Below are 13,008 nucleotides of genomic sequence, written 5' to 3'. Positions count from 1 at the left end.
GGACGGGTGCCGAGCGGGGCGCGGTGGCCGGGCGCTCGGCATCCGCGATCTAGAAGACGATCGTGTGGTTCCCGTGCCGGATGACGCGGTCTTCCGCGTGCCACAGCACGGCGCGCGAGAGCACCTGCCGCTCGACGTCGGCGCCCCGGCGCGCGAGCTCGGCCGCCGAGTCCGCGTGGGTGACGCGCACGGTGTCCTGCTCGATGATCGGGCCCTCGTCGAGGTCGCTCGTGACGTAGTGCGACGTTGCGCCGATGAGCTTGACGCCGCGCTGCTTCGCCTTCTTGTACGGCTCGGCGCCGATGAAGGCCGGCAGGAACGAGTGGTGGATGTTGATGACGGGCACACCGATCTTCTCGAGGAAGTCGGGCGAGAGGATCTGCATGTAGCGCGCGAGCACGACGAAGTCGACGTTGCCGACGAGCAGCTCGAGGATGCGCGCCTCGGATGCCGACTTGTCGGGCCCGGGCGTCGACGGCACGTGGAAGAAGGGCACGCCGAACGAGCGCACGTCTTCTGCGGCCGTGGTGTGGTTCGACACGACCATCGGGATGCTCACGGGCAGGTCTCCGCGACGGTGACGCCAGAGCAGGTCGAGCAGGCAGTGGTCCTGCTTCGAGGCGAGGATGGCCATGCGCTTCGGCGTGGACAGGTCGGTGAGGGTCCACTCCAGCTCGAAGCCCTCGCCGAGGGTGGTGGCGATGTCGGCCTCGATCTCGGGCAGCGCGACGGTCAGGTTCGGGCGGTGGAAGACCACGCGCTGGAAGTACGCGCCCCCGCGCGGGTCGTCGGAGTACTGGTCGAAGGCGACGATGTTGCCGCCCTGACGCGCGATGAGGGCCGAGACCGCGGCGATGATGCCGGGGGTGTCGCTGCCGTGCATGATGAGGCACGCGTGATCGGGCTGCAGGTGGGGGCTCGCGGAGACCATCGGACCATTCTGCCGTGCGCGGGTGACCTCGCCGACCACCTGCTGCGACGTACCGGGGCGCGTTCGGTGGCCCCGGGGCCACTCTGTCGCCCCGGGGCCACCCGCGTACGGTGCCGCCGCCCACACAGCCAGGGCCGCCCGCGCCGGCAGAGTCGCCTGCGCACGGGGCCGCCGCCCGCGCCACCCCGCCCGGCGATGTCGGTGACCGGGTCTAGCCTGGAAGACGTGACCAGCACCCTCCGCCTCGACCGGCCGGGCTGGCGCACCTGGACGCTGTGGGCCGTCGGCGTGCTGGCCTACGTGGTCTCGATCGTCAACCGCACCTCGCTGTCGGCGGTGGGAGTGGATGCCGCCGTGCGCTTCGGCGCCGACGCGTCGGCGCTGTCGATGTTCGCCGTCATCCAGCTCTTCGTCTACGGCGCGATGCAGATCCCGGTCGGGCTGCTCCTCGACCGCTTCGGCGCGCGCCCGATGATCGCGATCGGCATGGTGCTGATGGCGGTGGGCCAGCTCGTGATGGCCTTCGCGGATGCCGTGGGGATCGGCATCCTGGCCCGCGTCCTCATCGGGGCGGGCGACGCCGCCGTCTTCCCCAGCGTCCTGCGCGTGATCGCGACGTGGTTCCCCGCGCAGCGGGCGCCGCTGCTGGTGCAGCTCACGGGCATCATCGGCCAGATGGGCCAGATCGTCGCGGTGGTGCCGCTGGCGGCCCTGCTGCACGCGACGAGCTGGAGCGTCGCCTTCGGCAGCGTCGCGGGGCTCGGCGTGCTCTTCGCGATCCTGACCTTCGCGATCATCCGCAACCGCCCGCCCGAGCGCCGAGCCGATCCGGTCGACACCTCCGTCGACACCCAGACCGGCGCGATCCGCGTGGTGCGTTCGGCGCCGGATCTGCGGCAGGGATTCCGCGAATCGTGGGCGCACCCCGGCACGCGGCTCGGGTTCTGGTCGCATTTCGCGACGCCCTTCGCGGGAACGGCGTTCATGCTGCTGTGGGGCTTCCCGTTCCTGACCGCAGGGGAGGGGCTGGAACCCGCGGCGGCATCGGGCATCATGACACTGTTCGTGCTGTTCGGGATCGTCAGCGGTCCCGTGATCGGCGCGCTCTCGAGCCGCCACCCGCGCCGTCGATCGCGGTGGCTCGTGCTGCCGACGGTCGTCTTCCAGGCGCTCGTGTGGATCGCGGTCGTCGCGTGGCCGGGGCCCGCCCCGCTGTGGCTGCTCATCGTGCTCATGTTCGCCCTCGCCACCGGGGGACCGGCGTCGATGATCGCGTTCGACCACGCGCGCACCTTCACACCCAGTCATCGCCTCAGCACCGCGACGGGCATCGTCAACGGCGGCGGCTTCCTCGCCGCCCTCCTGGCCATCCTCTTCATCGGCATCGCGATGGACGTGCAGGGCGCGGGCAGCCCCGAGAGCTACTCGCTCGACGCGTTCCGCGTGGCCTTCCTCACGCAGGTGCCGCTGTGGCTCATCGGGGGCATCGCGATCGTGGTGGAACGCGGCCGCACCATCCGCCACGTCGGCGGGGTGCTCCCGCGCTGACGCGGCGTACGGCTGACGCGCTGACGTCGGCGACCGGGATCGGCCGTACGTGGGACACGAGCCCCCCGCACCGCGGTGCGAGGATCGGAGGCATGAGCTCCATCGACATCCGCACGCTCGACACCGTCGGCGCCGTGCACGAGGCCTCCCGCGTGCTGGACCGCGTGTGGGGCGACCGGGGGACGATGCCGGCGAACATCCTGCGAGCACTGGAACACGCCGGTGATTACGTCGTCGGGCTGTACGACGGCGACGCCATGATCGGCGCGTCGGCGGCGTTCTTCGGGCCGCCCGCCGCGCGCACGATGCACTCGCACATCACCGGGATCGTCGACGGCTACCAGGGGCGAGGCCTCGGGCGACAGCTCAAGATCCACCAGCGCGACTGGGCGCTCGAGCGCGGCGTCGGGCACATCACGTGGACGTTCGACCCGCTCATCCCGCGCAACGCCCACTTCAACCTCGCGGTGCTCGGAACACGCGTCACCGACTACCTGGTGAACCAGTACGGCGAGATGGATGACGAGGTCAACCGCGGCGACGAGTCCGACCGGCTCCTGGTGTCGTGGGCGCTCGCCGAGCCGCCCGCGCCCACCCCGACGGATGCCGAGATCGCGGCGGTCGTCCCGGTGCCCGACGACATCGCGGGTCTGCGCCGCAGCGACCCGGCGTCCGCCGCCGTGTGGCGCCGGCGGGTGCGCGACGAGCTGCGCGGGCACGTGGCATCCGGTCGCCGGATCGGCGGATTCGACCGGCGCGGATACCTGATCATGGGATGACCGCGTCGCCGGGCCGGTCGAGGACCGATCGCCCGGCGACGCGGCGGCTCACTGCTCGGTGATCGGCTGGTCCTTCTCGGCGGCGGGGTCACCCGGGCCGGGTCCCGGCCGCACTGCGGCGTCGTCGCGCACGTCGATGCGCGTGACGCCGTCGTGCCGGCTCACATCGAAGCGGGGCGCGGCGTCGTCCTCCGTCGCCTTCGGTGCGCTCGTCAGTTGGTCGTGACGGTTCTCTTCGAAGCTCTTCTCGTCGCTCATGGTGTTGTGCTCACTCCTCGCCGGCCGAGCGCCAGGCGTCGGACTCCATGTGCGAGCCCGCCTGCGGGCCCATGTGCAGCATCCCGCCGTCGACGACCCAGCTCGCACCCGTCACGTACGAGCCTGACGGGGAGGCGAGGAACCGGATCACGTCGGCGATCTCCTCGGGCTTGCCGGGGCGGCCGAGGGGGATGCCGGGGCGGTGCACGCGATCGGCATCCTCGGCCGACATGTCGTTGATCGGGGTGGCGATCTCTCCCGGAGCGACGGCGTTGGCCGTGATGCCGTACTGGCCGAGCTCGAGGGCCATCGTCTTGATGAGGCCGCCGACGCCGTGCTTCGCGGCGACGTAGGGGGCGGAGCCGACGCGGGGCTGGTGCTCGTGCACGCTCGACACCACGATGAGGCGCCCGCCGTTGCCGGAGGTCACCATCCGCTTCGCCGCGGTGTGCAGGGCGAGGAAGGCGCCGTCGAGGTTCAGCGAGATGTCGGTGCGCCACGTGTCGAAGTCGAGGTCGAGGAACGAGCCGCCGATCCCGCCCCCGGCGTTGTTGACGAACACATCGAGACCGTCGAGCTCGTCGGCCATGGCGTTCACGGCATCCGGGACCGCGTCGAAGTCGGTCGCGTCGAACTGCGCGACGATCGCGCGCACGCCGCGCTCTCGGACGGCCGCGGCGGTCTCTTCCGCGCCGTCCTGATCGGAGTGGTACGTGACCGCGACGTCCATCCCGGCGTCGGCGAGGGCGAGGGCGGTGGCCGCGCCGATGCCCGAGTCGGAGCCGGTGACGATCGCGTGGCGGGGAGTGAAGTCGTCGCTCATGCCGGTGACGCTACGCGCGCGGCATCGCCGGGTCGTCGGCCTTGCCAGGGTCGCGCGCGGGCGTTACGGTCGCGGACCGTCTCCGCCGAGCGCCGTGCACGACTCCTGCAATTCCCTGCGTCGGCGACCGCTCGCGCTCGCCCGACGTCCTTCTGCAGGAGTTCGCACGGGCGCCATCCGCACCGGCGTCCGGCCTGCCATTCCGCCCGCGTACCGAGGCACCCACGAGCCCCCGATACCCTCCCCTCATGCCCCTCCTCCGTCCCGCCGCACCCGTGACCCTCGACGCCGTGGAACTCCGCGTGCTGCACATGCCGCTCGTGTCGCCGTTCACCACCTCCTTCGGCACCGAGACGGTGCGCGAGGTCATCATCGTCACCGCGGAGACGGCGGACGGCCGCGGGTGGGGCGAGGTGGTCACGCAGTCCGAACCGTCGTACTCCAGCGAGTACACGCAGGGGGCGTGGGACGTGCTCTCGCGTTTCCTCGCACCGGCGCTGCTCGCGCGCCGCTCCTTCGCTCCCGAGGAGGTCGCCGGCATCCTGAGCCCGGTCGTCGGGCACCGCATGGCCAAGGCGGGCCTCGAGCTCGCGGTGGTCGACGCTGCGCTCCGCGCCGAGGGGAGAAGCTTCGCGCAGTACCTCGGCGCCGTGCACGACCGGGTGCCCTCCGGCGTCTCGGTCGGCATCCAGCGCGACCCGGCCGCGCTCGTCGACGCCGTCGGGGGCTACCTCGACGAGGGGTACGTGCGCATCAAGATCAAGATCAAGCCCGGTCGCGACATCGACGACACCGCGGCGGTGCGCGAGGCGTTCGGCGGCATCCCTCTCCAGGTGGATGCCAACTCGGCTTACACCCTCGCCGACGCGGACACGCTGGCGGGGCTCGACGCCTTCGACCTGCTGCTCATCGAGCAGCCCCTGCAGGAGGACGACCTCGTCGACCACGCCACCCTCGCGAAGCGCCTGCGCACGCCGGTGTGCCTCGACGAGTCGATCGTCTCGGACAAGGCCGCCGCCGACGCGCTCGCCCTCGGCTCCGCGGCGATCATCAACATCAAAGCCGGCCGGGTCGGCGGCTACCTCGAGGCCGTCGCGATCCACGATCGCGGGCTCGCCGCGGGGATCCCGGTGTGGTGCGGGGGCATGCTCGAGACGGGGATCGGGCGCGCGGCCAACGCCGCCCTCGCGGCCCTGCCGGGGTTCACTCTGCCCGGCGACATCTCGGCATCCGCCCGCTTCTACACCCGCGACATCGTCACGGAGCCCGCGGTGGTCGAGGACGGACACGTGCGGGTTCCGACGGGACCCGGCCTCGGCGTCGACATCGACGCGGCGGCGCTCGAGGAGTTCACCGTGCACCGCGAGCGGATCACGCGATGAGCAGCGCAGGCTCGGGTCTCTCGGAGACCGACCGCCACGACGTGCCCTGGGGGCGGGCGCCCGTCGACGGCATCCCGATCCCGCCCTTCGCGGATGCCGCGGAGCACCGCACTTACCTCCGTGCCCTTCAGACGTTCGTGCTGCTGCTCGACCGGGGCGAGCCGACGGCCGCCACGATCGCGCTGGCCGCCGCGCTCGAAGCAGAGCTCACGCGGACCTCGCGCGAGGCGCCGACGCACCTGTCGCCGCTGGCGCTGCGGGTCAGCCTGTCGACGTTCTTCCCGGCCCCGTGGACGCCCGAGGCGCTCGCTTCGGCGCTCAACGGCTTCGGCTCCGGCGTGCCCGTCCGCGGTCGGGGCGGGTGGTCGTGGGGCGGGGATCCCGACTACGCCGCGCGGCCCGCGCGGCACGGGTGGGAGATCGAGCGGCACGAGCGCGGCTCGTTCAGCCACGCGACGCTCGCGCACGAGGGCGACCTCGTGCTGCTGTGGATGGACATGTTCCGCAACCGCTTCCCGTATCCGATCGCGCACGTCGCCGACCCCGCGGCGCCGGCCCCCGGCTCCCTCGCGGACGCCGCCCGCGCCACCCTGGCCGCCCACGCCGAGAACGTCGCGATGCCGTATCTGCAGAACTGGATGCGCGAGCGCGAGCACGCCCGCGACGGCGGGCCGGGAGAGGCGGGATCGCTTCGATAAACTGGATGCCGCGCCCTCGCGCTCGATCCCCACAGCTTTCCCGACCATTGGAGCCACCGTGGCCGAACAGTCCCGCCTCGACAAGGTCATCGCCCTCGCCCGCCACCGCGGGTTCGTCTTCCAGGCCGGTGAGATCTACGGCGGTTCGCGCTCCGCGTGGGACTACGGTCCCCTCGGCACGGAGCTGAAGGAGAACATCCGTCGCCAGTGGTGGCAGACGTTCGTCCGTGGCCGCGGCGACATGGTGGGTCTGGACTCGAGCATCATCCTCCCCAAGCGCGTGTGGGAGGCCTCGGGTCACGTCGCGACCTTCACCGACCCGCTCGTGGAGTGCCTGAGCTGCCACAAGCGCTTCCGCGCCGACACCCTCATCGAGGACTTCGAGGCCCGCAAGAACCGCAAGGCCGAGAACGGTCTCGCCGACATCCCGTGCCCGAACTGCGGCACCAAGGGCCAGTACACCGAGCCGAAGTCGTTCTCGGGCCTGGTCAAGACCTACCTCGGCGTCGTCGACGACGAGTCAGGCCTGTACTTCCTGCGTCCCGAGACCGCGCAGGGCATTTTCGTGAACTTCTCGAACGTGCTCACGGCATCCCGTCGCAAGCCGCCGTTCGGCGTCGGCCAGGTGGGCAAGGCGTTCCGCAACGAGATCACCCCCGGAAACTTCATCTTCCGCACGCGCGAGTTCGAGCAGATGGAGATCGAGTACTTCACCCCGCCGGCCGAGGCGAACGAGTGGTTCGAGCACTGGGTCGAGGCGTGCTGGAACTGGTTCATCGAGCTCGGCATCGACCCCGAGAACATGAAGCGCTTCGACGTCCCCGAAGACGACCGCGCGCACTACTCCGCGGGCACGATCGACGTCGAGTACCGCTTCGGGTTCCCGGGCAAGGAGTGGGGCGAGCTCATGGGCGTCGCCAACCGCACCGACTACGACCTCAAGAGCCACTCCGAGGCGTCGGGCCAGTCGCTCACCTTCTTCGACCAGGCCTCGGGCGAGAAGTACACGCCGTACGTGATCGAGCCGTCGTTCGGCCTGACGCGCGCGATGATGGCCTTCCTCGTCGACGCGTACCGCGAAGAAGAGGTGCCCAACGCCAAGGGCGGCACCGACACCCGCACCGTGCTCAAGCTCGACCCGCGCCTCGCGCCCGTCAAGGTCGCGGTGCTGCCGCTGTCGCGCAACGAGCGCCTGTCGCCGCTGGCCCGCGAGACCGCCGACGCGCTGCGCGCGGCGGGATGGAACATCGACTTCGACGACGCCGGCGCGATCGGTCGCCGCTACCGCCGCCAGGACGAGATCGGCACCCCGTTCTGCGTCACGGTCGACTTCGACTCGCTCGACGACAACGCCGTGACCGTGCGCGACCGCGACACGATGGGCCAGGAGCGCATCGGCCTCGACGCGCTGCACGGTTACCTCGCGGAGCGCTTGCGCGGCGCCTGACCTGCGTCACGGGAGACCGGATGCCGGGGCCTCGGGGCCGTGGCATCCGGTCTTCGCGTTTCGAGGATGCGGGGTGCCGCGGGTGACGGCGTCTTCGCGCCCGGTTTCCGGGCCAGACAGCCGGGCCGGCGTGCGCGACGGGGTCTCGCGCCGGGTGGGACGGCGTCCGCGGTGCGGAACGGGGGAGGAGCCGTGCGCGGCCCACTGTGGACGATGGCCGAGGGGGCGGCGGGGTCTTCGCTAGCCTGGGGCGACGACCGACGCCGAGGGGGCACGATGGAAGTCGAACACACGGGCGCACGCTCGGGAATCTCCTGGCCCCCGCAGCCGGGGGCGCTCGTCGACACCGGGCGGTGCCCCTCGTGCTTCACCGCGATCACGGTCTCGCCCTGTCCCGCGTGCGGTCTCGACCTCACCGACGCACGCACGGCCCGTGTGCTCGATCTGTCGCAGCGCATCGTCGCCCTCGTCGACGAACGCGCGGAGGCCCTCCTCCTCATCCACCGGGCGAGCGAGGGCGCCGCATCGAGCCCGGTCCTCGCGACCGAGGCCGAACGGCATCCCGTGCGTCCCGCGCCCACGCCCGAGCCGGCGCCGGCGTCGGCGCCGGTGCTCGCTGGGCCCGCTGCGGCCCCCGCGGAAGTCCCCGCCGCAGCGATGTTCCCCCCGCCCGGTTCGGCGACCGACATCGCGGCACCGCCGTCCCCCCGCCCGCCGTTGCCCGCGGCCCCGGGCGTCCCCCGCACCTCCACGACCCCGGTCGCCGCGGCCCCCGCCGATGTGCACGTGCCGCCCGGCGACGAACCCTCTGCCGTCGGCTCGACCGCAGCCGATCCGGCGAAACCGCGGCGTTCGAGCGTGCAGGTCTTCCTGCTCTCGACCGGTGTGGTGCTGCTGGCGGTGGCAGCGGTGTTCTTCCTCACGGTCGCGTGGATCAGCGGCGGTCTCGTCCTGCGCTCGGTCATCATCGGCCTCGTCACCGCGGCCGTGATCGCCACGGCCTCGCTCCTCCGCCGGCGCCGGCTCGAGGCGACGGCCGAGGGCATCTCGCTACTCGGTATCGCCCTGGTGGCGCTGGATGTCTGGGCCGTGCGCGCCAACGACCTGGGGGGAGCGGCATCCCTCGATGCGGCCGTGTACTGGGGTGCGGCGACCACCGCCGCGGGGGCCGCCTTCGTCGGCTGGTCGCGGCTGTCCCGGTTGCGCGCGCCGTTGTCGATGGCGGTGGTCGCCCTGACCGTCGGCCCCGCCGTCCTGGCCGCGGGAGTGGTCGGATCCGACACGCTGCTCGCCTGGTACGTCTCGGGCCTCGTCGTGGTGGTGCTGGCGATCGCCGCCCCCCTTGCTCCGTTGCTCGGCCGCCCGACGCGTGCTCCGCTGCGGCCGGAGATCGCCGCGGTGCGTGCCGTCGCCGGCCTGGCGGCGATCGTGGCGCTCGCGGCCGCCCTGTTCCTCGACCCGGAGTCCACGTGGGCGCCGGTCCTGCCGTCCGCGGTGCTCGCCCTGGCCCTCGCGGCACACGCGTGGACGATGACCCGCCGGGGCGAGTCGCGACTCGCACCGGTCGCCGCGATCACCGCGGTGCTCTCCCTGGGCGCCGGGGTGGCCGTCGCCGTGGTGCGGGCGGCCGATGCGACGCTCACCGTGACGGTGCCCGTCGTGGTCGCCGCGGTGGTGGCACTCGCCCTCGACGTCGCGGGGCGTCGGGCGGCGCCCGGCCTTGCGCGCACGACGTTCGCCGCCGGCGCGATCACCGCCCTCGCGGTCGCCGGGCTGGCGTCCCTCGCGCCGGTGGGCGCCGCCACGGGCGCGGTGTTCGTCCAGCTCAGCGGCGTCGTCCCGGTCTTCGGGCGGTCCGCCTTCGACGTCCGCCACCCGGATGCCGAGGCCACAGCCGCCGTGATCGCCCTCGCGGCCGTCGTGGCTCTCGCCGCCATCGCCTGGCGCCTCACGGGTGCGTGGGGCAGCCGGCGTCTCGCCGCCCTCGCGGCCGGTGCCGCGATCGCGCTCCTCGCCGGACCCCAGCTGCGGGTCCTGCTGCTCGTCGTCGCGTGGTACCTCGCCCTCGCGCTGGTCGCGGTCGTGGTGCTGCTCCGCCGTCGCGGCGTGCTGACCCGCGAGGGGACCACCCCTGTCGGGGCCGCGTTCTCGCCCGTCCCCGGTGCGACGGCGGCGGTTCCTCCGACGCGCGCCGACGCGCCGCGCGCGGTCGGTCATCCGGACGCTCCGGCATCCATCGCGGCCGGGCCCGTTCCGATCGCCCCCGCTCCCGCTGCGCCGACGCCAGGAGCGGAGCCGATGGTTCCGGCGGATCCCGGGGCGATGCCGCTCGAATCGGCGGTCCCCTCGGCGGTCCCCGTGGTCGCCGGCGGCGTCGTGCTCGCCGTCATCGCGGGGACGATCGCGCTGCTCGGCGGGTGGGTCCTGTCGTTGGCCTCACCGCTGGCGTGGGGTGTCAGCACGGTCGTCGTGATGGGCGTCATCGCCATGGCGGCGGGGGTTCACCGCTCGGTCCGGGTGGCCTCCACCGCCGGCGTCGTCGCCTTCGTCTCGGCCAGCGCGTTGCTCCTCCCCTCCGCTCTGCGCGCGGGCGCCGAGGTATCGCTCGCGGGGGGAGCCCCCGCGGCATCCGCCGGTGTCGTGGCCGCCGGCTGCCTTCTGTTCCTGGTGTCGCCGCTCGCCCGTCGGGTGCGACTCGACGTGACCCAGCGTGCGGCCGGTGCGCTCACGGCGACCATCGGCGCGGGGCTCTCGATCGGGGTGGCGCTGCTCACGGCGCCGCCCGCCGCCGACGCCTGGATCGCGGGGGCGGGCCTCGTCGCCGCCGTCGCCACGATCGCCCTCGCGGGGGCGCCGAGCCTGGCCTCGTGGCGGATCGCGCGACCCGCGGCCGCGCTGACGGCACCGTTGTTCGCCGCCGCCACCACCGACACGGTGCTCCGCCTCGCCGGCGCGACCGCGTCCGCGAGGACGATCGCCGCCGCCGCCCTCGGCGTGGTCGTGGCGGGGGTCGCTCTGCGCGCCCTGCGATCGGAACCCGCCGTGCGGGCGCTCACCGATGCCGGTACGGCTGTGGTCCTCGTGCTGGCGGTCGCCGCCGCCCCGTCGGAGGGCCTGCGCTGGGTGCCGCTCCTCCTCGCCGCCGTCGCGGTGCTGTTGTGGGCCACCGATTCCGAGGGGCTCTTCTCCTCGAGCGGCGCGCGGCGTCACCTCGTCTGGCTCGCGCTCGCCGTCGGGGCTGCCGCCCTCTGGTCCCGCCTCTTGTGGCAGGGCACCGACACCGTCGAGTTCTTCACCCTCCCGGTCGGTGTCGCGCTGCTCTCCCTCGCGGCCGGTACCGAGCGCGCCCGTCGACGCCGTCCGGAGCGCTCGGCCGTGACGCCCGCGGTGATCGCGGCGGCGGGCACGGGTGTCGCCCTCCTCCCCACCGCCCTGGCCGACCCCGACGATCTCGTCCGTGCGGTGGTCGCAGGCGGGCTCGCCCTCGTCGTCCTCGTCGTAGGCGCGTGGGTCCGCCCCGCGCGCACGCCCGACGTGCTGCCCGTCGGCGTCGCCGCCGCGGGGGCATTGACGCTGGTGCTGTGCGCCGCGGTGCGCGTCACCCGCGCCGTCGACCTCGGCGCGGCAGAATCCCCGGCACCGGATGCCGTGCTGGTCGTCGCCGCGCTGGCCTTCGCCGTCGCGGCGGTCGGCCTCTCGCGGCGGGCGACGACGTGGGCCGCCCCGGCCTCGCGCGGTGTCGCGATCGCCGCCGTGGCCGTCCTCGCCCTCGGCGAGGCGGTACTCGTCGCGGCCGCGGTCGGTCCGGTCCTCCGCGTCGTGACGGCCATCGCGGTGCTCGGCGCCGCGGGCGTCGTGCTGCTGCACCGGCACCTCGGCATGGGCGACCCGACCGTCGCCGCGATGTCGGTCGGCGGTGCGGCCCTCGGCGGTGCGGCGCTCGTGGCGGCCGCCGCGACGGCCGGGGGCGTGCGCCCGATCGAGTGGGCGACCATTCCCCTCGCGCTCGTCGCCCTGGCGGCGGCACTGATGCGGTGGTCCCGCCCGCGCCCGGAGCCGCTGCCGATGCCCCTGCCCTTCGTCGTCACGGCGGCGGTCGGCCTCGCCGTGGGGCTGCTCCCCTCAGCGGTCCTCGCCGGCGACTCCCCCACTCGCGCGATCGGCGTCGCCCTAGCCGCCGCGATCGTGCTGGCAACCGCGCCGCGACTGCTGACCGGCCCACGGACGGTGCTTCTCGTGCCGTCCGTGGCGATCTCCGGCGTGGCCCTCGCCATCGCGACGGCGCTGCGCGCCGTACACGACGTCCGCGCCGCGTCGTTCGACCTCTGGCTCGTCGTGCTCGTGGTCGTGCTGATGGGCGCGGCCGTCCTGCTCGCGCGCCGACGCACGGGCGTTCCCGTGTGGACGCCGCCCGCTCTCGCCGTCTCCGCGCTCGCTCTGGCGACGGGTCTGTCGGCGGTGCGTTTGATCGCCGTTCCCGGTCAGGACGTCGTGCGGGTGGTCGTCACGCTCGCGGTCGTCTTCGCCGTCGGCGTGCTGTGGCGCGGTCCGCGTGCCGCCCTCGTGCGGTGGACGGCTCTCGGACTCGGCCTGACCCTTTCCATCGTGGCGGTCGCCGTCGGCGCCGCCGATCCGGTGGAGACCGCGACGCTTCCGCTCGCGGTTGCGTTGCTCGTACACGGCATCCGATCGCTGCGCTCGACGCCCGAGCTCGGCAGCTGGCCCGCGCTCGGTGCGGGTCTCGGCGTGCTCCTGGTCCCCTCGCTGCTGTTCGACTTCTCCGGCGACTCGGCGCTGTGGCGCGTCATCGGCCTCGGCGCGGCAGCCCTCGTCGCCCTGCTGTGGGGTGTGCGACGGCGTCTCCAGGCTCCGGTGGTGCTCGGTGGCGTGGTGCTGATCGTGCACGCCGTCGCGCAGCTGTGGCCCTGGATCACCGCGCTGTACGAGAGCGCTTCGGGGCTGTGGTGGCTGTGGCTGGGCATCGCGGGTGCGCTGCTCATCGTGGTCGCCGCGACCTACGAGCGTCGCATCCGGGAGGTGAAGGCGGTCGCCCTGGCGTTGCGCGCCCTGCGGTGAGACCCGGTGGAGAACGCCGCGCAGCTCGTGCCTCGACCCGAGCGCCGCGCCGTCGGCCCCGCGCCG

General features: G+C 73.5%; 9 protein-coding genes. 6 read left to right on the top strand and 3 right to left on the bottom strand.

Annotated features, from left to right (window positions below; translation table 11 throughout):
• Positions 1-49: 49 nt before the first annotated feature.
• Positions 50-931, bottom strand: coding sequence for a formyltetrahydrofolate deformylase (gene purU / locus ACFZA2_RS05840; RefSeq protein WP_315994300.1), 882 nt, complete (start codon positions 929-931; stop codon positions 50-52).
• Between the two features lie 225 nt (positions 932-1,156).
• Between purU and ACFZA2_RS05835 the strand changes: the two genes are divergently transcribed.
• Both ACFZA2_RS05835 and ACFZA2_RS05830 read left to right on the top strand, forming a co-directional pair.
• Positions 1,157-2,479 carry a nitrate/nitrite transporter gene (locus tag ACFZA2_RS05835; RefSeq protein WP_391401914.1) on the top strand — a complete coding sequence of 441 codons (1,323 nt, stop codon included), beginning with the start codon at positions 1,157-1,159 and terminating at the stop codon, positions 2,477-2,479.
• Between the two features lie 92 nt (positions 2,480-2,571).
• Positions 2,572-3,258, top strand: a complete 687-nt coding sequence (locus ACFZA2_RS05830; protein WP_391401910.1) for a GNAT family N-acetyltransferase — start codon at positions 2,572-2,574, stop codon at positions 3,256-3,258.
• Positions 3,259-3,306: 48 nt separating this feature from the next.
• On the opposite strand, the gene ACFZA2_RS05825 is transcribed toward ACFZA2_RS05830, so the two are convergent.
• Positions 3,307-3,516: a multidrug transporter gene (locus tag ACFZA2_RS05825; protein WP_391401907.1), complete on the bottom strand. Its 210-nt coding sequence runs from the start codon at positions 3,514-3,516 to the stop codon at positions 3,307-3,309.
• Positions 3,517-3,526: 10 nt separating this feature from the next.
• Entirely contained in the window at positions 3,527-4,339 is an 813-nt protein-coding gene (locus tag ACFZA2_RS05820) for an SDR family oxidoreductase (RefSeq protein WP_391401904.1), read from the bottom strand.
• Positions 4,340-4,587: 248 nt separating this feature from the next.
• Between ACFZA2_RS05820 and menC the strand changes: the two genes are divergently transcribed.
• The 4 genes from menC to ACFZA2_RS05800 all read left to right on the top strand — a co-directional run bounded on the left by menC (position 4,588) and on the right by ACFZA2_RS05800 (position 12,942).
• Entirely contained in the window at positions 4,588-5,721 is a 1,134-nt protein-coding gene (gene menC, locus ACFZA2_RS05815) for an o-succinylbenzoate synthase (RefSeq protein ID WP_391401901.1), read from the top strand.
• Positions 5,718-6,419, top strand: coding sequence for a hypothetical protein (locus ACFZA2_RS05810; protein ID WP_391401898.1), 702 nt, complete (start codon positions 5,718-5,720; stop codon positions 6,417-6,419). The genes menC and ACFZA2_RS05810 overlap by 4 nt, the downstream gene beginning before the upstream one ends.
• 58 nt (positions 6,420-6,477) lie before the next feature.
• Complete coding sequence (locus ACFZA2_RS05805) at positions 6,478-7,866, top strand: glycine--tRNA ligase (protein ID WP_315994309.1); 1,389 nt, start codon at positions 6,478-6,480, stop codon at positions 7,864-7,866.
• A gap of 276 nt (positions 7,867-8,142) precedes the next feature.
• A complete protein-coding gene (locus tag ACFZA2_RS05800; protein WP_391401894.1) occupies positions 8,143-12,942 on the top strand; it encodes an SCO7613 C-terminal domain-containing membrane protein in 4,800 nt (1,599 codons plus the stop codon).
• Positions 12,943-13,008 lie beyond the last annotated feature (66 nt).

It is taken from the genome of Microbacterium sp. NPDC007973, from assembly GCF_042958465.1.
Classification (GTDB): domain Bacteria; phylum Actinomycetota; class Actinomycetes; order Actinomycetales; family Microbacteriaceae; genus Microbacterium; species Microbacterium galbum.
Note: the sequence above shows the minus strand (reverse complement) of the source record. Positions and strands in the feature narration are given on the sequence as shown.

Bases quoted from the DNA above. Each gene is read 5' to 3' on its own strand.
- purU (WP_315994300.1), bottom strand. From the start codon at position 931: ATGGTCTCCGCGAGCCCCCACCTGCAGCCCGATCACGCGTGCCTCATC.
- ACFZA2_RS05810 (WP_391401898.1), top strand. From the start codon at position 5,718: ATGAGCAGCGCAGGCTCGGGTCTCTCGGAGACCGACCGCCACGACGTG.
- ACFZA2_RS05830 (WP_391401910.1), top strand. From the start codon at position 2,572: ATGAGCTCCATCGACATCCGCACGCTCGACACCGTCGGCGCCGTGCAC.
- menC (WP_391401901.1), top strand. From the start codon at position 4,588: ATGCCCCTCCTCCGTCCCGCCGCACCCGTGACCCTCGACGCCGTGGAA.
- ACFZA2_RS05825 (WP_391401907.1), bottom strand. From the start codon at position 3,516: ATGAGCGACGAGAAGAGCTTCGAAGAGAACCGTCACGACCAACTGACG.
- ACFZA2_RS05800 (WP_391401894.1), top strand. From the start codon at position 8,143: ATGGAAGTCGAACACACGGGCGCACGCTCGGGAATCTCCTGGCCCCCG.
- ACFZA2_RS05820 (WP_391401904.1), bottom strand. From the start codon at position 4,339: ATGAGCGACGACTTCACTCCCCGCCACGCGATCGTCACCGGCTCCGAC.